Genomic DNA, 23,547 nt, shown 5'->3' with positions numbered 1-23,547 from the left:
TGTTGTTAGTTCATATAACAGTATAAACTAAATAATATGGCAATAGTAAAAGTAATTGAATTAATTGCATCATCTACAGTGAGCTTTGATGATGCCGTACAGCAAGCCGTGACAGAAGCTTCAAAATCTGTTAAAAATATTGATTCTGTATGGGTGCAAGACATGAAGTGTCATGTCAAAGATGGTAAAATATCTACTTATGGTGTGAATTGTAAAATTTCATTCCGCGTAGAAAAATAGTTATACACATTGTTCAAAAAATATTATGCTTACTTAAATTCTAAGTAAGCATATTTTATATGCTGTAGATTCATCTTTATTGCAAATAAATAGTCGTTTTGCTAATTTATATCCGAAATATTATATTTACCCTCAGTTTGTTAAACCTGGATCATGAGAAACCTGAGATTTAATTTTTATTTGCTACTAATTGGTGTATTGGTTTTTACCGCTTTATTATCAAAAGACTATAGATTATTGTTGTTTTTTGGAATATTCCTATTTGTATCTTATGTTATATTAAGGAGTTGGGGAGCTATAAAAAATATTTTTTTACAAATAATATATAATGTAATACATTACAAACAAAAGCCTTGCTGAAATTTCAGCAAGGCTTTGTTATATCTTAATATTAAGTATTCTACTTAATACTAAAATTATGCTCCTAATTGTACGCGTTTGAAAGCAGTTACAGTTAATCCTTTAGATACTGAGTCTAAGAATTGAGCGATGTTTTTAGAAGAATCTTTAACGAACTCTTGGTTCAATAAAGTAGTTTCTTTGAAGAACTTGTTCAATTTACCTTGAGCAATTTTCTCAGCCATTTCAGCTGGTTTACCTTCAGCGATGATTTGTTCTTTCGCGATAGCGATTTCACGTTCTACTGTATTAGCATCTACACCATCTTTATCGATAGCGATAGGGTTCATAGCAGCGATTTGCATAGCTACATCTTTACCAGCTTCGTCAGCACCTTCCGCGTCAGCAGAAAGACCTACTAATACACCTAAACGGTAGTTACCGTGGATGTATGCTACTACTTTGTCACCAGTTACGATTTCGTATTTAGAAACATCGATTTTCTCACCAATTACACCAGTTTGCTCGATTAATGTTTCTGAAATTAATTTACCGTCTAAAGTTAAAGCTTTCAATTCTTCAACTGTAGCAGGCGTATTAGCTAAAGCTATATCAGCGATTTTGTCAGCGAAAGCTACGAAATCAGCATTTTTAGCTACGAAGTCAGTTTCACAGTTAACTTCTACTACGATACCAGTTTTACCATCAGCTGATGATTTAGCGATTACAACACCTTCGTTAGAATCACGGTCTTGACGGCTAGCAGCTACTTTAGCACCTTTTTTGCGTAAGTAGTCAACAGCAGCCTCGAAGTCACCGTTAGCTTCTACTAAAGCTTTTTTACAATCCATCATACCTGCGCCTGTTTGTTGACGCAATTTGTTTACATCTGATGCAGAAATTTGTACTGACATGATATTTTCTTTTTTAATAAAATTACAATGTTGTCATTAACAAAGCGCTGAGCTATTGTTAAGTTTTTGGTTCTTTTTAACAAAAAAACCGGAAAGACGTGCGTGGGTAAGGAAGCAAACTTCCAGAAACCTACACTTGTCTATCCGGCTTTATATATAGAATATTATTCTACGTCTTTTGCTTTACGAGTGCGTTTTCCTGAAGTATCAGCGTCACCATTGTCTACTGCAGCTTTAGCAGCAGCAGCTTCTTTTTCCGCATCTTCTTCTTTGTCGCGTTTACGCTCGTCTAAACCTTCTATGATTGCTTGACCAATGATACCAGCGATAAGGCTAATAGATTTAGTAGCGTCATCGTTAGCTGGGATAGGGAAGTCGATGTTAGTAGGATCAGAGTTTGTATCTACCATTGCAAAAGTAGGGATGTTCAACTTGATAGCTTCAGCTACAGCGATGTGTTCTTTTTTCACATCGATGATGAATAAAGCTGCAGGTAAACGGTTTAAGTCAGCGATACCACCCAAAAGTGCTTCTAACTTAATACGCTCACGTTGAATCATCAACTTTTCTTTTTTAGACAATACATCATATGTACCATCTTTTTGCATTTTGTCGATAGTAGTCATTTTTTTGATAGACTTACGAACTGTTGCGAAGTTTGTAAGCATACCACCTAACCAACGTTCAGTAACGTAAGGCATATTTACAGCCTTAGCTTGTTGAGCGATGATTTCTTTTGCTTGTTTTTTCGTAGCTACGAATAAAACTTTGCGACCTGATTTTACGATTTGTTTGATAGCTGAAGCAGCTTCTTCTAATTTCGTAAGAGTTTTGTTCAAGTCAATGATGTGGATACCGTTGCGTTCCATGAAAATGTACTTAGACATTTTCGGATCCCATTTACGAGTAAGGTGACCGAAGTGAACACCCGCATCCAATAAATCTTGATAAGTAGTTCTTGCCATTTTGTGTTCCTCCTTTGATTAACGTTTACTGAATTGGAATCTTCTACGAGCTTTCTTGCGTCCTGGTTTTTTACGCTCAACCATACGGTCGTCACGTGTTACTAAACCTTTAGCACGTAAAGCTGGTTTTACTTCTGGGTTAAGCTCTACTAATGCTTTAGCAATTGCTAAACGCACAGCTTCTGCTTGACCTTTAACTCCACCACCTTGAACGTTAACTTTCACATCAAAATTTGCTAATGACTCCGCTACCAATAAAGATTGAGTAACGATGTATTGCAATGGCAATGTTGGAAAATATTCTTTGTAGTCCTTACCATTTACGGTAATGTTTCCGCTACCTGCTCCTAAGTAGATACGAGCAACAGCAGTTTTTCTTCTTCCTGAAGTGTTAGTTGTTGACATGTTTGTTCTCCTTAAAATTTAACTGGTTTTGGATTTTGCGCTTCATGCTTGTGCTCTGTTCCAGCATAAACAAAAAGGTTTTTGAATAACTGACGACCAAGACGGTTTTTAGGTAACATACCACGTACCGCTTTTTCGATGATGCGCTCAGGGTGTTTAGCCAATAATTCTTTTGGAGAAACAAAACGTTGACCACCTGGGTAGCCAGTGTAGCGAACATATACTTTGTCGCCTAATTTGTTTCCTGTCAACTTGATTTTGTCTGCATTAATAACGATCACGTTATCACCGCAGTCTACGTGTGGGGTGAAAGATGGTTTGTGCTTACCACGAATTACTTTCGCAATTTCACTAGCCAATCGTCCCAAGATCTCGCCCTCAGCGTCAACAACAATCCATTCTTTGTTAACGGTGTTTTTGTTGGCAGAGACAGTTTTGTAACTTAACGTATTCACTTGCTTTTATTTAATTAATTAATAATATTTAATCTGATTGTAATCACTACAATCGGAATGCAAAGGTAGCTTTTTTATTTTCAATTTTAAAACATATTATAACTAATTTATCTTTTAACTATTTTTAAGTTTTTTCAATTTAAACTTATGGTTTAGAATTTACTCTTTTGTAAGTATAGAATGTTACCTTAGTGTTGTTAAGTGTAGTTGGTTAAAATGTTTTTAAAAAGAATGAATATAGAATTAAGATATACTTTAAGATTATTTCTATTTGTGCTATTGAGTGTCTCTAGTGTAGTGTTGACCTATGCCCAAATCGAGAAAGATGTGGCTTATTATAAAGATGATCTAAGACGTGTAGAGGTTAAGTTGCGCGAAGGTGATTTTCAGGGTGGGTTAGCATTGTTGGATGAGATAGGTGTAAAATATCCTGATGCGGCCGATGTTAATTATGCAAAGTCATTGATTTTTGCTCAGATTGGTAATTATGATCAGGCCGTCAATAGTGCGCAAGCAGCCTACGAAAAAACTAAGCATATGTTCTATGCAAATCATCTTTTAGAGTTGTATAAATCCAAAAAGGCCTTTGGAGAAGGTATTCAATTATTAAAAGATTTGAAACAGCAGTATAGCAATCATGAAGGTTTGAATAGAGAATTACTGATTTTATACGCAGAGAACAATCAAATCTCTGAGGCTGAGAGTCTATATGAAGATCTTATAAAAGTTAATCATTCTGATACATTGAATTTGGTAATGGCGGAAGTTTACCTGAATGGAAATAATCTGACTTCGGCAAAAAAGATATTGACAAGTATTCAGGGTAAAACGCTGATAGGTGACGTGTATGGGTATTTGGGTTATATATATACAAAAGAAGGGAAATCTAAGGAAGCTTTGTCCGCTATTGAGCGCGGTATAAAAAGAACTAATGATAAAAGTCTTTATTTAGACCTTGCGGATGTGTATAAAGGAATGGATAAGCTAGATGCGATGTATAATGCGTTGAAAACAGCTTTCGATGCACCAGAAGTTGTTTTTTGGGATAAATATAAGTTTCTCGTTGGCTTAATGAATGAAAATAATGGTCTTTCGGGTGATAAATTGCAGCAATTAGCTAATGCAATGGAGGCATGTCATCCAGATGTTTTGGAGGCCAAGGTGTTAAAAGGAGAGATTCTCTGGAAGCGTGAAAATATTGAAGAAGCTAGGTCTTTATTTCTAAAAGTTCTTTCATCAAATCCTAAATATGTAAAGGTATGGCGCCAAATAATTAATACTGATTTAGCATTAGGTCAGCCAGACGAGGCAATCAAACATGGATTCGAAGGTTTGAAACATAATCCTAATAATACAGAGATAATATATTTTACAAGTTTAGCATATGCTGTAAAAGAAGATTACGAAAAAAGTAAGGATCTATTGGAGACAGCACTTAATTATTCAGAAAATGATAATAATTATTTGAGATCTTTAATATACGGCTCATTGGGGGATATGTACCATCAGTTAAAAATGCAAAGTATGTCTGATGTAGCATATGAAGAGGCTATTGCCCTGGACAGTACCAATGTGTCCGCATTAAATAATTATGCGTATTATTTAGCTCAAAGAAAACAAGATTTAGAAAAAGCTGCAGATTTTTCTAAACGTACAAATGATATAGATCCAAACTCTGCTACTTTCATGGATACATATGCATGGGTGTTGTTTCAGCAAGGAAAATTTGATGATGCTCTTTTTTGGATAGAGAAGGCCGTTAAGTTAGATAGTAAATCATCTGTTTTGCTTGAGCACTACGGTGATATACTAAGTAAGTTAAATAGAGATAAAGATGCTATATTGCAATGGAAAAAAGCGTTGGAAATAGATTTAGGTAAAAAATCAGACGTAAGTTTGGCGAAAATTCAAGAAAAGATACAACAGAGGAAGTATGTGGAATAAAATATTAATATTGGGAATTGTAATTTCTGTATTTGTAAGTTGTGGTACTCGGAAAAATAAGTCGAATCGCGCTGTAAGTAATGATGTCGTAACAAATAAGAATTCAGATTATTTAATAAATAACTTGGATTATCATACTTTTTCTGGAAGAGCAAAAGCAAAAGTTGAGTTGGGTAAAGATAATCAGGATGTAACATTGCATGTACGTGTACAGCGCAACAAGGCTATTTGGATATCTGTTACAGCAACTTTTTTGAACGTGGAAGGAGCTCGTTTATTGATTACTCCAGATAGTGTGAAAATTATGAATAAACTACAAGGTGAATATATAGTTAAACCATTTGATTATATCCGTAGATATACAGGAGAGGGGGTGAATTTTGGTGTTTTACAAGATTTATTAGTTGCCAATGTTTCTTCTGACCTGTTGCGTACAGATCAAATAACTGTTGCACAAGCGACTGATGATGTACAGCTTGCGGGGGTGAAAAATGATTTATCTTTTCAATATAGTTTAAATGATAAATACAGACCTAAAGTCATTCGTTTGACACCTATAGGGGGAAGTCAGAGTTTAGAAAGTTTTTACAGTTCTTTTAACGATGTGGCTGGATACAATTTTCCACAGAATCAGAATATTAAGCTAACATCAGAAGGCTTTACAGTGAATGCTATTTTGAATTACAATAAAGCAGAGTTTAATCAGGAATTAGAAATGCCATTTTCTGTGCCCGCTAAGTACAAGGTGTTAAAATAATCTTTTTATTAGGCAACTAACATAGATATCACTATTTTTGGAAGTTGTAACAAAACGAGTAATCTGGACTCATTTCATGAATTTTAGACACATACTATTAAGCATATTTTTTATTTTCCTTTGTAGCCAACTATCATTTGGGCAAAGTAGTGTGCAATTGAAAAAGCAATTAGAGAAAATAAATGTGGAGATTGCGAATCTAAATAAGGAGCTTGTCGCAAAAACCAAAGAGAAGCTTTTGTCACAAAAAGAGGTAACAGCATTAAGCCGTCAGTTAAATCTTCGTGAAGAAAAGATTGGTGTAATTAGTAAGGAAGTCAATAATCTTACTGCGCAAATTGGTCAGAACACGAAAGCAGTTAACGGCTTGAAAGCAGAATTGGAGAAAATGCGTAAAGATTATGAAAAGATGATAATGTTCGCTTTTCGTAATAAAAATGGATACAATAAGATGATGTTCATTTTTGCTTCTAAAGACTTTAATCAAGCATTTAAGCGTATAAAATATCTTCAACAATTTTCTGATGCACGCAAAATAAAGGCCGCGGAAATTGAAAAAGTCAAAAGTGATATTGAACTTAAAATCGCGCAAATGGAGTCGGATCGTAAGACTCAACGTGAATTGTTGTCCGATCAACAAAAAGAAAGGGATATTATTCGCAAAGATAGAGCTGATCATCAATCACAATTAAGTAGTATTGTAAAAGAGGAGCGTTCGTTCAAGGGGCAGTTGTCTAAAAAGCAACAAGAGAAGAAAAAAATGGAAGCGTTAATTCGTGCAGCCATTAATAGAGAAATTGCTGAGCAAAGAAGGAAAGAAGAGGCAGAGCGTAAGCGTCTCGCCGAAGCCGAAGCAAAACGTACAGGTAAAACGGTAGCAGAAGTGGAGAAAGCTACCCCTAAGAAATCAGATAGTGAGATTTTAAGATCTACGCCTGAGGCGGCTAGACTGTCTGCAGATTTCAAGTCAAATAGAGGACGCTTACCGTGGCCCGTAGCACAGGGGAATATTGTTCGTAACTATGGAGCTTATACGATAGATGGAATCACAAGTTCGGCTCCTGATGTAGGTATTCGAACTAATGATGGCGCTGGTGTGAAAGCCGTTTTTGAAGGAGAGGTTGTTCAGGCTGTTGCTGGAGTTGTTGTGATAAAGCATGGTGAGTATTTTAGTTTTTACTCTAATTTGGCATCATCATCTGTACGTAGAGGCCAAAAGGTAAGTAGAGGTCAACAAATAGGTACAGCAGATAAAGATCCTGAATTAGGTTATACAGTGGTTTATTTTGGTTTATCACAGGGGCAAAGTGAATTTAATCCAGCTCCTTGGTTAGCAAGATAGTTACACTTAGATAACAATTAATTCTATATATTTGTAAGGAGTCATATTTTAACGTAAGATATTTAAAGAAATAACACAAAATGTATACATCTAATTTATTATTTATAGGGACACAAGAGATCATTATCATTGTGGTATTGGTTCTTTTGTTATTTGGAGGTAAAAAAATTCCTGAGTTGATGCGTGGATTAGGTAGAGGGGTTAAGGAATTTAAGGATGGTCAACGTGAAGACACAACCCAAGATTCTAATACGAAAGAAAAAACAAATAATTAATTCTTATCAATGACGAAGATTACATTAAGCATATTAATGTAATCTTTGTTCTTTGCCGGTAATGGCTAAATATTGCCAACTAGTACCCAAAACTAGCACAATATGAATAAAATATTATACACCGCATTATTTACGACAATAATTAGTGTTTTTTCCTTAAAAGCTCAAGTATCTGAGAAAATTTCAATTGATAATGATTTTTACAATTATAATCAATCGACATTGGCTTCGCCCATGGAAGAACATATGAATCTTTTACTTGAACTTGATTCTATTAAAAAGAATGTCGATCAAAATGTTGATGTTTCAATGGAAGATGCTACTATTTTGCGTCGTATGAAAGCAATAGTAAATGCTATTCCGTTGGATTATAATTCTCGAGTTAAATATTATATAGACAAATATATCTCGTCAAATTACCGTCCTTATATGAATAGACTTCACGGTTTGAGTAGTCATTATTTCAAAATTTACGATCAAGTATTTGAGGAGTTGGGAGTGCCCAAAGAGGTAAAATATCTGTCATTAGTAGAGTCTTCATTAAATCCGCATCTTGTTTCAACCTCTGGAGCCGTTGGTCCTTGGCAGTTTATGTATACTACAGCGAAGATTTATGATTTAGATATGAATTCGCAAGTTGACGAGCGTAAAGATATTTACGCTTCGACGTATGCTATGTCAAAATATCTAATCGAATCATATGACCAATTTAACGATTGGTTATTAGCTTTAGCTTCTTATAATTGTGGTCGAGGATGTGTGCAGCGCGCTATCAAAAGATCAGGGATGAATAGTCCAACATATTGGGAATTATCTCCTTTTTTGCCAAAGGAAACTCAAAATTACATCCCTAAATTTGTTGCCATGACTTACGTGATGTCCAATGCAAATTTGTATGATATTGAGCCTATTTCTACTGAATTAGCTTATAATAGTAAAGTGATTATGGTGGATAAAAAAGTTGATTTACATCATGTTGCTCAAGCTATAAATTTGGACCTCGATAAATTAAAGCATTATAATCCTGCATATAAAAAGACATTGATTAATGGTACAGTAGAAAATCCAAAACGCTTGTTTGTACCTATAACACCTCAACTGAACGATAGTTTGTTGTATGTAGCACTTCATTCCTCCTCTTCAACAGTTTCTACTGTAAGAGAAGAAGCTGAAGATTTGGCAGCTAGTATTGGTTCATTACGCAAACATAGAGTAAAGCAAGGGGAAAGTTTGTCTAGTCTTTCAGGCAAATATGGAGTGAGTGTCCAAGATTTGAAAGCTTGGAATAATCTAAGGAGTAGTAGTTTGGCGGCTGGACGTTCGTTGGTAGTATCACGACCACAGAATTCTAGCTTGGCAAAAAATGTTGCATCCGTAGAAAGAGTTAAGAAGGAGCAGCAATCTAGAATGGCTTATTATGTCGTGAAAAAAGGAGATTCGTTAGATCGTATCGCTAGAAAATTTGACGGTAGCTCTGTTTCTAAAATAAAGACAGATAATAATTTGAAGAATTCATTCATCAAGCCAGGGATGAAACTAAAAATAAGAAAGGGTTAATTTTTCATTAACCCTTTCTTATTTTATGCTAACCAAGCAGCATCTTCTTGTTCGTCAATTTCTTCCAAATATACTTCCACATTTTCTTTCAAAATAGTAGAAAGCTTTTGACCATAGAAGTCACTGTATACGGGGAATTGGTGATGACTACGATCTATCAATACAGCTGTTCGCATTTTCTTCAATGGAACATTGATAAAGGCGCCCAAGGCATATGCTAAAGTTCTTCCGCTGTTCAATACATCATCAACAACTATAACGGCCTTATTCTTGGCTGTTTCTACAGGTAAATCAGTAGTTGCCTCCAATGATCTCTTGCCTTTATTTATCGAAACTTTAATTAGTTCAACTTCTTTATCTTTTGCAAATTCTTGAAGTAATTTTTGTAAACGTTGTGCGAATACATACCCTCTGTCTGCTATACCTACTAAGACAATGTGACTTTCATCAAAATTATCTTCTAAGATTTGATAAGCTATACGCTTCGACTTTTGAAGTATTTGTTCTTTATTTAATATGAGTGTTCTTTTTGCTGACATAAATTCAAATCTCTGCTCTGTTACGACAAAAATAAATAAAAAGTCCGAATGCATGTTTATCATTCGGACTTTCTAATATATTAAATTATTCTTAATTACCTTTTCTCGTTATAATTTCCAGCATCGGCTGTCATTGTTTGCGAGTCTTCTGCTTTAGGACGTCCACCATTATAATAGTAACGTTTCCAGTATGCTTCATTTAGGTTGCTTACCATGACTCCCTTACTTGATGAAGCATGAGCAAATTTGTCATCTCCAAGATATATTCCTACGTGAGTGATGCTTTTGCTTCTGATTTTGAAAAAAACCAAATCTCCGGCTTCTAAATCATTTTTGCTGACAGGGGTAACATTAGCATATTGATTTCTACTGTTGAATCCTATCGTTGTATTAAATACATTCTCGTAAACTGCAAGTGAGAATTTAGAACAATCAATTCCGCGTTTAGAATCACCACCTAAACGGTAAGGTGTGCCCAACCAATCGTATACAAACTGATAAAGTTTAGTATTAGTTGTAGCGTTTACAGCCACACCCATGATTTGCGAAAAATACTCTTTAGCAAGATTATCTTGCTCGTTCTTTTTGGTAGTTTGTGCTTGCGACACTAGACAAAAGCCTATCAATAGCATTGACGCTATTAGTTTTTTTGTGTTCATTAAATCGCTTTTTTTTATTTACAACTTTCCTTCCTTCTACTCTTTTCCAAGGAGTAGATATTACGAAGATAATAGAAACATAGCTACAATCCAAATAAATTTAAGATGTTTTAACAGTTTTTTAACATATTCAAAGCCTTAACTGTCTGAAAAGTAGTTTATTACGCAAACGGTTGCTTATGTGTGTCTATTGTAACAATGGTTTATTGCTAATTTTTTAAAATAAATTTGAATTTAATATCAAAATTATTTTATCTTAGTCGCAGAATTAAAAAATATGAAAATTATCAACTCAATTATCACAACTATTATTATTACTACGGGGGCAAATTCTCGGAGGAAGTAACTTGTGTGTACAATTGAGTGTAAATATTAAGAAGCCTTCCTCCGAAAAGAGGAAGGCTTCTTTTGTTAACAGTGTATTAAAACAAACTAAACATATACAAACCAATGAAAGTTCTAAAATTTGGCGGAACATCTGTAGGAACAGTAGAAAGTATCAAATCTGTATTAGAGATTGTAAAGTCTTCTTATGAAAAGGGAGAGAAACCATTAGTTGTCTTATCTGCAATGTCTGGTGTCACTAATTTATTGACATTGATGGCTAAAAATGCCGCAGAGCGCAAATCATTCTCAGAGGATATTAAATTATTAGAAGAGAAACACTTTGAAGTAGTAAAACAATTAATAGCTATTAAGTATCAAAATCCAGTTTTCACCAAATTGAAATTGATGCTTAATGAGTTGGAAGAAATTTTGCAAGGTGTCTATGCTTTGAAGGAATTAAGTTTACAGAGTAAAGACCTAATTATTTCATTCGGAGAACGTTTCTCGAATTACATGGTGTCAAAAATCATGGAACAATATAATCCAGAAGCAATTTTTGTAGATGCTTCACATTATGTAAAGACAGATTCCAATTTTGGAAATGCGCATTTGAATGAAGAGTTAACGACTCAATTGATTAATTCCTTGAAACATTCTCATGCCGATAAATTAATGTTTGTGACTGGATTTATAGGCTCGAATGATGCAGGAAGAGTTACAACGCTTGGACGTGGCGGTTCAGATTATACAGCTGCTATATTTGGTTCAATCTTAGATGCAACAGTAATTGAAATTTGGACAGATGTGAATGGAATGTTGACTGCTGATCCTCGAATAGTGAAAAAAGCATTTTCATTGCCTGTATTATCTTACACAGAAGCAATGGAGTTATCGTATTTCGGTGCGAAAGTGATTTATCCACCAACTATGATTCCTGCATTTTTAAAGCGTATTCCAATTGCTATACGAAATACGTTTGAGCCTGATTTTCCAGGCACTATTATTCAGTTTGAAACAGATTGTACACAGTATCCTATTAAAGGTATTTCATCTATCTCAGACATCTCTATTATCAATCTTTCGGGGTCTGGTATGATTGGGAAATCTGGTTTTTCGGGACGCTTATTTACGTTATTGGCGCGTGAACAAATCAATGTGGTGTTAATCACGCAATCTTCTTCTGAGCATAGTATCACTTTTGCTGTAAATCCAAGTGATGCAGAGCGTGCATTGAAATTGATTTCTTCAGAATTTGAACTTGAATTGGATGCCAATAAATTAGTCATGCCAGAGGTTGAGCAACATCTTTCTGTTTTGGCTATCGTAGGCGAAAATATGAAGCGCACACCTGGAATGTCAGGACGTTTGTTTGCAGCCTTGGGACGTAATGGTATTAATGTGCGCGCTATTGCACAGGGCTCTTCTGAGTTTAATATTTCTGTTATTATATCTAAGGAAGATTTGGCAAAGGCTTTAAATACAGTACATGATGCGTTTTTTGCTGAATTAAAAAAGACACTATACGTTTTCAATTTAGGAACGGGTAATATTGGTTCTACTTTATTTAAGCAATTGGCAGAGCAACATGATTTCTTATTAGACAAAAATGACATTGAGATCAAAGTAGCGGGTGTGGCAAATTCACGTAAAATGCTATTTGATGCTGAAGGTATTGATTTGAATACATGGAGTGAAAATCTGGAGGATAATGGTCAAGTAGCAGATTTGTCAAGTTTCGTGGAGAAAATGAAAAGTATGAATTTGCCAAACTGTGTATTCATAGATAATACAGCTAGTAAATTACCAGCTACTTATTACGAAGACATTTTTAAGGCTAATATTTCTATTGTAACATGTAATAAAATAGCAAATTCAGGTGAGTATGCTAATTATAAATTGTTACGTGATACAGCGCGTAAGCATGGTGTTGACTTTTTCTACGAAACGAATGTAGGCGCAGGTTTACCAATCGTTCGTGTATTGAAAGACTTAATGTTAAGTGGTGATAGAATATTAAAAATTGAAGCTATTCTATCAGGCACAATTTCGTACATATTTAACAATTTCGTAGCTGACGCTTCTTTCTACGATGTGGTAAAGAAAGCACAGGCTTTGGGTTATACAGAGCCAGATCCACGTGATGATTTAGGTGGGGTAGATTTTATGCGTAAAATGCTTATCCTAGCTCGTGATGCAGGACACAAAATTGAGCCCTCGGATGTAGATTTGGGAGCTATCTTGCCAGAATCATGTCTTAAAGCAGATTCAGTAGATGAGTTCTATACAGAATTATTGAAAGCTGACCAATATTTCAATGATTTGAAAGAAAGGGCAGCAGCAGAAAATAGGGTTATTCGTTACATTGGTAAGTTAGAGGATGGAAAAGTTGCGATCTCGATGCAAATGGTTGATGAGAGACATCCTTTCTATGCGTTGTCAGGTAGTGATAATATTATTTCATTTACAACAGAGCGTTACAAAGAGCGTCCATTGGTTGTGAAGGGACCTGGTGCAGGAGCAGAGGTGACTGCAGGAGGTGTGTTTGCAGATTTAGTAAATGTCGGAGCTAAATAATTTTAATAGAACTAAAAAGGATCATATGCCTATTTATCAAAATAATCTAAAGGAAAAGAAAATAGATTTTAATACTATCCTGAATAAGGTTCGCGTATTTGCGCCTGCTACGGTTGCTAATATGATTTGTGGTTTCGACATCTTGGGTTTTGCTGTGGATGAGCCAGGTGACGAAGTTAAAATGTATCGTGTAAATGAACCTGGAGTACGAATTCGTTCCATTGTTGGTGATGGCGGAAGATTGCCATTGGATGCGGATCGTAATACGGTTAGTGCTTGTGTTAAAATGTTGTTGAACGATTTAGGGATATTGCAAGATATTGGTGTTGAGATTGAATTAATTAAACATATGCCAATCGGTTCGGGTTTAGGATCTAGTTCTGCGAGTACTGTGGCTGGTTTATTTGCTATCAATGCTTTGCTTGGAAATCCATTGACTAAAGAAGAGCTTATGCCATACTGTGTAGAAGGTGAACGATTAGCGTGTGGACATGGTCATGCGGATAATGTTGCTCCAGCTCTGATGGGTGGAATTACATTAGTACGAGGTGGTGCAGATTTGGATATTGTAAAAATTCCTGTACCTAAAGAATTGTATGCGGGTATTGTTTTTCCTCAGGTGGATGTCCCTACACGTGATGCACGTCAATTGATAAAAGATAAAGTGTTTCTGAGCGATGCGGTGACACAGTGGGGTAATATTGCAGGATTAGTTGCAGGATTGTTTCAAGAAGATTATGAGCTAATCAGTAGAAGCATGCATGATGTGATTATTGAGCCTTCTCGTGCTATTTTGATTCCAGAATTTTATGCCATGAAAGAGATTGCGTTGTCCAATGGAGCGTTGAGTTTTGGTATCTCAGGATCAGGGCCATCAGTGGTGGCGGTTTCCAAAGGTAAAGAAGTGGCTGAAATCGTTACTTCAAAAATTCAAGATCATCTCTCGGCTAATGGCATCGAAAGCTTTAAATATGTTTCCGCTGTGAACGTGGAAGGTCCCAAAGTATTACCATTTATAGACTAAATTATATGAAATTATATAGTACAAATAATAAAGATTTACGTGTATCGTTTCAGGATGCGGTATTCAATTCCTTGCCTCAAGACAAAGGCTTATATATGCCCGAGGTAATTCCAACACTTGATCCTTTATTTATCAAAAATATTCAGCAATATTCTTTACAAGAGATTGCGTTGACTGTTGCTTCTACGCTTATCGGTGATGACATCCCAAAAGAAGATTTGAAAAAAATTGTAGAAGATGCGATTAATTTTGATGCTCCGGTGAAATTTTTGGATGCAGAAACAGGCGTTTTGGAGTTGTTTCATGGCCCATCTTATGCGTTCAAAGATTTTGGTGCACGTTTTATGAGTCGTGTAATGGGCTATTTTTCTAAGGATGGCGATAAATTATTGGATGTGTTAGTAGCTACTTCAGGTGATACTGGGGGGGCTGTCGCTTCGGGTTTTTTAGGAGTAGAAGGTACACGAGTGACGATATTGTATCCAAAAGGAAAAGTTTCTAAAGTGCAAGAAGAACAATTGACAACAAATGGTCAAAATATTCGTGCTTTGGAAGTTGAAGGAACTTTTGACGATTGTCAAGCATTGGTGAAACAAGCGTTCAATGATGATGAACTAAATATAGAATTACGTCTGACTTCAGCTAATTCTATTAATATCGCACGTCTGATTCCACAAACTTTCTACTATTTCTGGGCATACGCACAACTGAAATCACAAGGTGTGAATGAAGTTGTGTTTACCGTACCTAGTGGAAACTTTGGTAATATAGGTGCTGGTTTGTTAGCTTATAAAATGGGGTTGCCCGTGAAACATTTTGTGGCAGGTACAAACGTGAATGATACTGTTCCACGTTTCTTAGCTTCAGGTTTATATAATCCAAAACCTTCGGTTCAAACATTAGCAAATGCTATGGATGTGGGGAATCCAAGTAATTGGGTGCGTATTCAAGATTTGTTTGATAATGAATTGGAGAAATTAAATGGTATCATTTCGTCTTATACGTATGATGATACAAAGACTCAAGAAGCAATGCGTGAATTGTTTGAAAAATACAATTATGTCGCTTGTCCGCATACAGCAATTGCGTATTTGGCAGCGAAAGCGTACAAAGCTGAACATGCTGTTGAATATGCTTCTATATTCTTATCAACGGCGCACCCGTGTAAATTCCCAGAAGGAATTGATGCGGATATTTTCGAAAAGGTAACCTATCCAGCTGGTGCAGAAGATTTGGCAGGTAAACCAAAATTAGCCGAACCTTTGGCTGTAAGCTATGATGATTTTAAAGCTTATTTGTTAAATAATAAATAATTTATAAAGAGGCAATCGTAAGATTGCCTCTTTTAGTTTTATGATTTCTCTACATAATAATCATCGCTTTGTGTATTTTTGCATTGATGAATAAAATAATCCTTAATAAAGGCAAAGATAAAGCGGCTTGGCAACTACACCCTTGGGTGTTTTCGGGAGCGATCTACAAAAAAGAAGGTAAAATCGAAAATGGAGATGTAGTCTCTGTTTACAATATAGATGACGAATTTATAGCGTACGGCGTGTACAATAATACATCACGCGTGGCTGTTCGCTTGTTGGAATGGAATCCTGCACATGAAATCAACGAAAATTGGTGGAGAACGCGAGTGCAGAAAGCAGTGAAAAATAGAACACATTTATTGTCTTCGACGAATGATTCTGTTCGTTTAATTTTTGCGGAAGCAGATTTTTTGCCAGGTTTGATTGCAGATAAGTACGCTGATTTTATTTCTATCCAAGTACATGCAGCAGGTGTAGAGCGTGTGAAGTCAATTATCGTAGATGAATTGGTGAAACTACTTTCTCCAAAAGGAATCTATGAACGTAGTGATTTGAAATCACGCGAACATGAAGGATTGCCTGATACCAATGGTTTATTGTGGGGCGAAACACCTCCAGAGTTTGTCGATATGATAGAAAATGGCATTCATTACAAAGTAAACATCATTGATGGGCAAAAGTCTGGTTTTTATTGTGATCAACGGGATAACCGATATTTAACAGCGCAATATGTAAAAGGTAAACGAATGTTGGATTGCTTTTGCTATTCGGGTGGCTTCACGTTGAATGCTTTACGTGAAGGTGCTGACGAAGTCGTTGCGGTGGATAGTTCAGCTTTAGCGATTGAGACATTGAAAAATAATATTATTCACAACGGTTTAGACGTGTCTAAGTATACTGCAGTTCAAGCTGACGTAAATAAATACTTGCGTACTTTAGGTGAAAAGGGAGAGAAATTTGATGTCATTGTGCTAGATCCTCCAAAATATGCACCTTCTCGCTCAGCTTTAGAAAAAGCATCACGTGCTTATAAAGATTTGAATAGAAGAGGATTGATGTTGTTAGAATCTGGAGGCTTGTTAGCTACATTCTCTTGTTCTGGTGCAATGGATATTGAGACGTTCAAACAAGTAATAGCGTGGGCAGCACTTGATGCGGGTAAAGAAATACAGTTTATTCGTCAATTTGCGCAGCCCGAGGATCATCCTGTTAGGGCTTCATTCCCCGAGGGAGAATACTTAAAGGGTTTATTGGTTCGCGTTTTATAACGATATTGGCTTTCTGTAAAGGAAGCCATTTTACTATGTGATTTATGCTAAATTCAACTACATCGAGACCTGTTTATTCGATTTTAGTAGCCGTAAGTTTTGCTCATTTACTCAATGATTTAATACAAGGTGTATTACCTGCTGTGTATCCCTTACTCAAGGAAGTACATAACTTAGACTTTGGGCAAATCGGCCTTATTACATTTGTCTATCAAATGTCAGCATCTATATTTCAGCCCATAGTTGGGGCTTATACAGACAAACATTCACATCCTTACTCACAGATATTATCTATGAGTATTCTTATTGTCGGTATGTTGATGTTTGCAAATGCAGATAGTTTTTCCTATTTATTATTTTCGGTATTTCTAGTTGGCGTCGCATCCTCTATATTTCACCCCGAGTCATCCCGAATTGCTTATATGGCATCATCTGGGCAACGCAGTTTGGCACAGTCTATTTTTCAGATTGGTGGAAATTGTGGTATGGCTTTGGCACCTCTAGCGGTGGCATATGTTGTTTTGCCACGAGGGCAATGGGCTTTGATGTGGTTGATCGTCGTTCCAATTATAGGCCAGTTTGTGGCTTATTATATTGGAAACTGGTATAAAGGGAGATTAATCATACAAGCAAAATCTCAAAAGAAGGCTGTAAAAGTACCTGATTTATCAAAAAACAAAATAGCGTTATCTGTCACGATCTTGTTGTTGCTTATTTTGTCAAAATATTTCTACGTATCGAGTATTACAAATTTTCTACAGTTTTACAGTATGGAAAAATTTGGACTCTCGGATGTACAAGCTCAAGTTTATCTGTTTTACTTTTTGATTGCTGTGGCTGTAGGCACCATGCTAGGCGGCATATTTGGTGACCGTTTTGGACGAAAATATGTGATTTGGTTTTCGGTATTAGGTGCAGCACCATTTACTTTAGCATTACCTTATGTTGATTTAACGATGACCGCTGTGTTTATTGTTATAATTGGGATAATTTTATCCTCTGCTTTTCCAGCAATAATTGTATATGCGCAAGAATTATTACCAAAAAAATTAGGTATGGTTTCGGGATTGTTTTATGGATTTGCTTTTGGAATGGCTGGGATTGGTTCTGCTTTGTTAGGCTGGCTGGCTGATAGAACCTCTATTGAATACATTTATCAAGTATGTTCGTATCTGCCACTGATAGGAATAATCGCTGTATTTTTGCCTAATCTACAACGTATTAATTACGTGAATGAGTAAACTCTGTTAAAATCAGTTAAAAGAGAATTGAGATAATCAATTGGTATTTATATTTAGTCATTATTAAACTTGGATAATGACTAAAACCGATGATTTATATGTCGTAGATGATTTTTTAAACATGTTCAATACGACATTGAATCATGATGCAAAATCAGAGTTGAAGACTATACTATCAATACCTTTGGAATCCATCCAAAGTATTGTGACGCGTCAAAATATTTTAAAGACCATTATAGCTTCAGAATTGACTCATGCTTTTACCTATTATAAAACAGATTACACTGAAGTTTTTTATTTCTTAAATATCTTTGATTCTAAAAATTTCAAAACTGTTGATTATTTGACATACATATTCCAAGGAAAAGTCAACAGTAGCTTAATAGGTAATTATATTCAATTGTCTTACTTCTTTTTTGAAATAGACAAGATATTGCGATCTCATCTTGAAATCAAAAAGTATCCTGAATTATATCAGACGGATTTACATTTCATTTTGAATTACATCAGTTCATTTCAACTCAAGAAGTATAAAAAGCAAACGGATAGAGGAAATTTAAACTATTCAGCAGTCCAGGATTTGCATAGAACTGTAATTGAGAAAAGAAAAAATGGTGATACAGCAAAGTTTTATGCTTTGTTCAATAGACTAGAAGCACTTATTTCAATTGCAACAACTATCAGAAAGAATAAGTTTGTTTTTCCAGAATTTGTGAAGGAGGGGTTTACTATTCATCAAATGTATCATCCCTTATTGGCTAATCCAATAAAAAATGATTTTCAAACATATTCAACTGTGAATTTACTTACTGGAGCTAATATGTCTGGTAAGTCTACCTTTTTAAAAACTGTTGGTTTAATTGTTTATTTTGCACATTTAGGATTGGCTGTTCCTGCAGTATCCGCTAATATTCCTTATTACGATTCTATTTCAATTCATATCAATCACAGTGATGATATCAAAAATGGATTAAGTCATTTTATGCAGGAGATTGTGAATATGAAGCGAGTTTTAGAAGAAGTGAGATCGGGTAAACGATGTTTTGCAATTTTTGATGAATTGTATAAGGGTACAAATCACGATGATGCGCTCGCAATAAGTGCTCTTACAGTAGATGGATTGAGGCAGTTTTCAAATTCTAATTTTATAATATCTACTCATATTTATGAATTGAGAAATCAGATTGAAAATACAGAATCCCTTTCTGCATATCATTTGGATTGTAAAGTTGAAGCTAATTATCCACAATTCACCTATCAGCTCAAAGAGGGGTGGACAAATTTGAAAATTGGGGAATTGTTATTTGAAAAGGAAGGTTTAAAGGAATTATTAAAGCGTTCTTAATCTATTTTTGTAAGTTTAAAATAGATTAAGAAATGGGTTTTTACCACCTTATCAAAGCTGATCCCCAGGTGAATCCTGCTCCGAAGGCAGCTAAACACACAATATCTCCATCTTTTATTCTGCCTTGTTCCCAAGCTTCACAAAGTGCGATAGGTACAGAGGCAGCAGTGGTGTTTCCATACTTTTGTATATTGTTAAATACTTTGTCGTCAGAAAGTCCAAGGGTCTTTTGTACGAATTGGGATATCCTCAAATTCGCTTGATGTGGAATTAATAAATCAATATCCGAGGGTGTAAGATTGTTTTTTGTCAGGGCTTCAACAATTACTTCTGGAAACTTGGCTACCGCTTTTTTGAATACGGCTTGTCCATCCATGACAGGGAATGCTGTGCCATCTTCTAACATTTTGGACGTCATAAACATACCTCCTAACTCTTTATCAGGCCATTCGGGCTGTTCGTCTAGCCAAATTCCACTTGAAGCACCAGGATAATACATGGCCAGTTTTTCAGCATCAGCACCATCTGAATGTAGATGGGTACTCAATATCCCTTTATTGGGCTCTGTCGTTGGTTGTACGACTACAGCACCAGCGCCATCACCAAAAATTACAGAGACGGCACGTCCGCGGGTAGAAAAATCTAAAGCAAAAGACTGTTTTTCTGAACCTACGACCAATATATTTTTGTACATCCCTGTTTTTACGAATTGGTCAGCTATGGATAAGGCATACACAAATCCCGAACATTGATTGCGAATGTCTAAAGCGCCGATTTCTCCCATACCCATTTCCCGTTGTAATAATACGGCGCAACCGGGGAAATAGTAATCTGGTGATAATGTCGCGAATATGATAAAATCAATATCTTGAGGAGTCACAGCAGCGCGTTCAATGGCTAGTTTTGATGCTTCTACAGCCATAGTGGTGGTGCTTTCGCCAATTCGATCAGCATATCTACGCTCTTTGATACCTGTCCGTTCTTGAATCCATTCATCGCTCGTATCCATGAAACGTTTTAAATCATTATTCGTATATATATTTTTCGGAACGTAATAGCCTATACCAGCAATTTTTGACTGAAACATAATATGTTTATTTTTTATAATTAGTTATTGCAAAAGCGAGTTAAAAATACAGTTTTTTTTGAAAAATAAGCTACTTTTGCAGTATGAGTGTTGAGACCACACAAGAAACCTATACCCTAGAGGAAATTTTGGCTTCTGTCAAAGAAAGCCATCGTCTTATTCTTTGGAATGATGATACAAATACATTTGATCACGTGATTTATTGTTTGATACACCATTTGCAATATACGGAAGGTGAAGCAGAGAGAATCGCTTGGACAGTACATAATGATGGTAAGTGTGCTATCTTGGAAGGGTCCTTTACCGAAATGGAAATCTATCGTAAAATTTTAAAAGCTGAGGGACTTACTGTTTCAGTAGAATAATTCTACTACTTGGTAATATTGCAGTTACGATAGTTGATGTTGACTGAATAATCTACAATTTTGTAGGTACACACATTCAAGAGACAATCATGTATTTGAAAAGAATCTATCTATTATTGCTGTTACTACCGTTTTACGCAGTTGCTCAACAGGGAAATTTAAAAGTTCAAGTAGTTCAACACCAGAATAAACAACCAATCTTAGGAGCATCGGTTTCAATCTTAACCACAACTTCAAAAGCTCCAATCAAAGGCCGTCAAACTGATAATAAAGGTATAGCCCTAATAGAGTCTGTTCCTGCAGGTACGTATAGTTTACTCATAAGTTATGTTGGTATGCTTAATCATGAGCAAGCCATTATACAGATCTCTGAAAATAGAACGTTAGACTTAGGGAAAATAGAATTGAAAGAGGCAGGAAAACAGCTAGATGAAGTTGTTGTGCAAGGTCGTGTCGCAGATTTACAATTAGGCATCGATAAAAAAGTTTTTGATGTATCCCAAAGTCTCGTCTCTGTAGGTGGTACGGCGCAAGATTTATTGGGTAATGTCCCTACTTTGCAAGTGGATGCTGATGGTGCCGTTAGTTTGCGTGGTTCATCGAGTGTAAAGATATTGATTGATGGTAAAGAATCTGCTATGGCAGGTTCGGATGTGAATAAACTATTGCAATCGTTACCTGCGGACGCTGTTTCGAAAGTCGAAATTATTACCAATCCATCTGCTAAATATGATGCTGAGGGGCAATCTGGTATTATAAATATCATTTTGAAAAAGAATATCCGTACAGGTTTGAATGGAAATGTAAATGCCTCGGTAGGTAATTATGACAATTATAATGCTGGAGTTGCTTTAAATTATCGTGACAATAAATTCAATTATTTCGGAAGCTACAATTTCAGATACGGTCGAAACTTAGGGGAAGGCAAAACCACGACCATTGGCCTTATTAATGGAGTGCAAGAGCCTAATAGCTTAATTACGGAAACAACAAATGAATCATTCCGTAAAGGACTGAATAACTCGTTGCGTTTAGGAGTAGATTATTATGCTAATGATAAAACCACATTGAGCTTAGGTGGTAATGTAAGCGTGCGTGGTAATGATCGGGGCGAAGATCTTTTTTATAAATCGTATCGTGGTCAGTCCGCAGCAGTGGTTACTCCACGTACATCGAGACAGCATGAAGATGATTTAGGCTATGATATGATGTTCGATTTCAAAAGAGTATTGAAACGTGAAGGGGAGGAAATTACGGCGAATGTGACATTTGGAAACGATAAGGAAGATGGAACAAATGATTATGTACAAACTAATCCTAGTTTTGTAAGTAATCGTTCTAATAGAACAGGAGAAAATGGTAAAAACTGGAATTTTCAGTTAGATTATGTTTTACCATTAGGAGAGAATCATAAATTTGAGACGGGGTATCGTACTACATTACGTAACTCAAATGATTTTCAGTTTTCTGATACATTAAATAATACGGCTTGGATTCCAGACTATACCGTTTCGAATGAGTTTGAAATGAAAAGTGGGGTACATGCATTGTATGCGAATTACCAACGTATGTTGGGCGAAAGGGTCGGTCTACAACTAGGCTTACGTGCAGAAGACGCCTATTTAAATACCGAAAATAAAAGTGTAGATCCAGTTGTGATTGCAACAGGGAATTACATTGATAAGGGTAATTTGGATTATTTCCGCGTTTATCCAAGTGCATTTCTAACCTACGAAGTGAATAAGGAAGGGGATAAAGTACAGTTGTCCTATTCGCGTCGTGTACAACGTCCTCGTGGGTGGCAAGTGAATCCATTTGTGAGTTTATCAGATCCATTGAATATTAGACAAGGGAATCCAAATCTTATGCCCGAAGATATTCATGCTATGGAATTGAGTTTTGCTAAGTTTTACAGCAAATGGAATTTCATCACTACGGCTTATTTCCGTCGTGTTAACGATATGACTCAGCCGCTCCAATATGATGAAAGTGATCCGATAGCTGCTATGTATTTAGATGGCAAAGAAAATGCGACTTTCATGCGTTGGGAAAACGTAGGCTCTCGTAATAATGCAGGTTTAGAATTGATTTCTAAAGTAAATATTTTCAAATGGTGGGATGCTACAGCAAATGCTAATTTGTATTATCAACGTGTTAATCCAGTAGAAAGTTATAACATCAACAAAGTCGAAAATATAGCTTGGGATGTTAATTTGACAACAAATGTTAAGTTTTCTACTACAACTTCTATGCAAATTAAAGGTGATTATCGTGCACCGATGAAGACACTTCAGGGTAAAATGAAATCTATGCACGGTGTTGATTTCGCATTGCGACAAGATATTTTAAAAGGAAAGGGTTCATTGTTATTTAATGTGCGTGATGTATTTGATAAACGCAGATTTGGCGGCGAAACATATCTTCCAACACGTTATTCGGATTTCTACCACCGTTGGTCACGTCGTACTTTTAATTTGACATTCTCTTATAGATTTGGCCTTCAGGATTTTTCAAAGTCAAAGCGTAATGATGAAGGATCTATGGATGATGGTGGTGATGGCGGTTATTAATCAAACAAATTAAAATATCGTATGTAGTGAGCAATATTT

Annotated in this window: 21 protein-coding genes; 14 read left to right on the top strand and 7 right to left on the bottom strand. The window is 35.7% G+C overall.

Annotation, left to right across the window (positions count from 1 at the left end):
- Window positions 1–36 precede the first annotated feature (36 nt).
- A complete protein-coding gene (locus IPZ78_RS12435; RefSeq protein WP_225554193.1) occupies window positions 37–240 on the top strand; it encodes a dodecin family protein in 204 nt (67 codons plus the stop codon).
- A gap of 416 nt (window positions 241–656) precedes the next feature.
- Here IPZ78_RS12435 and tsf read toward each other — a convergent pair whose 3' ends face one another.
- The 4 genes from tsf to rplM all read right to left on the bottom strand — a co-directional run bounded on the left by tsf (window position 657) and on the right by rplM (window position 3,318).
- Entirely contained in the window at window positions 657–1,493 is an 837-nt protein-coding gene (gene tsf, locus IPZ78_RS12430; RefSeq protein ID WP_225554191.1) for a translation elongation factor Ts, read from the bottom strand.
- A gap of 164 nt (window positions 1,494–1,657) precedes the next feature.
- Window positions 1,658–2,458: a 30S ribosomal protein S2 gene (gene rpsB / locus IPZ78_RS12425; RefSeq protein WP_225554189.1), complete on the bottom strand. Its 801-nt coding sequence runs from the start codon at window positions 2,456–2,458 to the stop codon at window positions 1,658–1,660.
- A gap of 18 nt (window positions 2,459–2,476) precedes the next feature.
- Window positions 2,477–2,863, bottom strand: a complete 387-nt coding sequence (gene rpsI / locus IPZ78_RS12420; RefSeq protein WP_225554187.1) for a 30S ribosomal protein S9 — start codon at window positions 2,861–2,863, stop codon at window positions 2,477–2,479.
- Window positions 2,864–2,874: 11 nt separating this feature from the next.
- The gene (gene rplM, locus IPZ78_RS12415; RefSeq protein ID WP_149915609.1) at window positions 2,875–3,318 is read right to left on the bottom strand and encodes a 50S ribosomal protein L13; all 444 of its coding nucleotides are present in this window, start codon (window positions 3,316–3,318) and stop codon (window positions 2,875–2,877) included.
- Window positions 3,319–3,549: 231 nt separating this feature from the next.
- Here rplM and IPZ78_RS12410 point away from each other — a divergent pair, with 231 nt between their 5' ends.
- The 5 genes from IPZ78_RS12410 to IPZ78_RS12390 all read left to right on the top strand — a co-directional run bounded on the left by IPZ78_RS12410 (window position 3,550) and on the right by IPZ78_RS12390 (window position 9,193).
- Window positions 3,550–5,262, top strand: a complete 1,713-nt coding sequence (locus tag IPZ78_RS12410; RefSeq protein ID WP_225554185.1) for a tetratricopeptide repeat protein — start codon at window positions 3,550–3,552, stop codon at window positions 5,260–5,262.
- Entirely contained in the window at window positions 5,252–6,019 is a 768-nt protein-coding gene (locus IPZ78_RS12405) for a DUF4292 domain-containing protein (RefSeq protein ID WP_225554183.1), read from the top strand. Before IPZ78_RS12410 ends, IPZ78_RS12405 begins: the two co-directional genes overlap by 11 nt.
- 151 nt (window positions 6,020–6,170) lie before the next feature.
- Entirely contained in the window at window positions 6,171–7,361 is a 1,191-nt protein-coding gene (locus tag IPZ78_RS12400; protein WP_225554181.1) for a murein hydrolase activator EnvC family protein, read from the top strand.
- An 80-nt stretch (window positions 7,362–7,441) separates the two neighbouring features.
- Entirely contained in the window at window positions 7,442–7,636 is a 195-nt protein-coding gene (locus IPZ78_RS12395; RefSeq protein ID WP_225554179.1) for a twin-arginine translocase TatA/TatE family subunit, read from the top strand.
- 102 nt (window positions 7,637–7,738) lie between these two features.
- Window positions 7,739–9,193, top strand: a complete 1,455-nt coding sequence (locus IPZ78_RS12390) for a lytic transglycosylase domain-containing protein (RefSeq protein WP_225554177.1) — start codon at window positions 7,739–7,741, stop codon at window positions 9,191–9,193.
- A gap of 23 nt (window positions 9,194–9,216) precedes the next feature.
- On the opposite strand, the gene IPZ78_RS12385 is transcribed toward IPZ78_RS12390, so the two are convergent.
- Window positions 9,217–9,786, bottom strand: a complete 570-nt coding sequence (locus IPZ78_RS12385; protein WP_317197580.1) for a phosphoribosyltransferase family protein — start codon at window positions 9,784–9,786, stop codon at window positions 9,217–9,219.
- Between the two features lie 41 nt (window positions 9,787–9,827).
- Complete coding sequence (locus IPZ78_RS12380; protein ID WP_225554175.1) at window positions 9,828–10,391, bottom strand: C40 family peptidase; 564 nt, start codon at window positions 10,389–10,391, stop codon at window positions 9,828–9,830.
- Window positions 10,392–10,841: 450 nt separating this feature from the next.
- Between IPZ78_RS12380 and thrA the strand changes: the two genes are divergently transcribed.
- From thrA to IPZ78_RS12350, 6 genes are all read left to right on the top strand, one after another.
- The gene (thrA, locus tag IPZ78_RS12375) at window positions 10,842–13,292 is read left to right on the top strand and encodes a bifunctional aspartate kinase/homoserine dehydrogenase I (protein ID WP_225554173.1); all 2,451 of its coding nucleotides are present in this window, start codon (window positions 10,842–10,844) and stop codon (window positions 13,290–13,292) included.
- Window positions 13,276–14,316 carry a homoserine kinase gene (locus IPZ78_RS12370; RefSeq protein WP_394371244.1) on the top strand — a complete coding sequence of 347 codons (1,041 nt, stop codon included), beginning with the start codon at window positions 13,276–13,278 and terminating at the stop codon, window positions 14,314–14,316. The genes thrA and IPZ78_RS12370 overlap by 17 nt, the downstream gene beginning before the upstream one ends.
- Before the next feature lie 5 nt (window positions 14,317–14,321).
- A complete protein-coding gene (gene thrC, locus IPZ78_RS12365; RefSeq protein ID WP_225554171.1) occupies window positions 14,322–15,629 on the top strand; it encodes a threonine synthase in 1,308 nt (435 codons plus the stop codon).
- An 86-nt stretch (window positions 15,630–15,715) separates the two neighbouring features.
- Window positions 15,716–16,900 (top strand): class I SAM-dependent rRNA methyltransferase, encoded by a 1,185-nt coding sequence (locus IPZ78_RS12360; RefSeq protein ID WP_225554169.1) that lies wholly within the window; start codon window positions 15,716–15,718, stop codon window positions 16,898–16,900.
- A 44-nt stretch (window positions 16,901–16,944) separates the two neighbouring features.
- Window positions 16,945–18,141, top strand: a complete 1,197-nt coding sequence (locus IPZ78_RS12355) for an MFS transporter (RefSeq protein WP_225554166.1) — start codon at window positions 16,945–16,947, stop codon at window positions 18,139–18,141.
- Window positions 18,142–18,217: 76 nt separating this feature from the next.
- Complete coding sequence (locus IPZ78_RS12350; RefSeq protein WP_225554164.1) at window positions 18,218–19,486, top strand: MutS-related protein; 1,269 nt, start codon at window positions 18,218–18,220, stop codon at window positions 19,484–19,486.
- A 40-nt stretch (window positions 19,487–19,526) separates the two neighbouring features.
- Here the strand turns inward: IPZ78_RS12350 and IPZ78_RS12345 are convergent, their stop codons facing one another.
- Window positions 19,527–20,573, bottom strand: coding sequence for a 3-oxoacyl-ACP synthase III family protein (locus IPZ78_RS12345; protein ID WP_225554163.1), 1,047 nt, complete (start codon window positions 20,571–20,573; stop codon window positions 19,527–19,529).
- Window positions 20,574–20,656: 83 nt separating this feature from the next.
- Between IPZ78_RS12345 and IPZ78_RS12340 the strand changes: the two genes are divergently transcribed.
- Window positions 20,657–20,938 (top strand): ATP-dependent Clp protease adaptor ClpS, encoded by a 282-nt coding sequence (locus IPZ78_RS12340; RefSeq protein ID WP_225554161.1) that lies wholly within the window; start codon window positions 20,657–20,659, stop codon window positions 20,936–20,938.
- An 89-nt stretch (window positions 20,939–21,027) separates the two neighbouring features.
- On the top strand, window positions 21,028–23,508 hold the full coding sequence (locus tag IPZ78_RS12335; RefSeq protein WP_225554159.1) for a TonB-dependent receptor domain-containing protein: 2,481 nt from the start codon (window positions 21,028–21,030) through the stop codon (window positions 23,506–23,508).
- The last annotated feature ends 39 nt before the right edge of the window (window positions 23,509–23,547 follow it).

Source organism: Sphingobacterium bovistauri (assembly GCF_020295405.1).
GTDB lineage: Bacteria > Bacteroidota > Bacteroidia > Sphingobacteriales > Sphingobacteriaceae > Sphingobacterium > Sphingobacterium bovistauri.
This window is presented reverse-complemented; position numbering and strand designations above follow the sequence as displayed.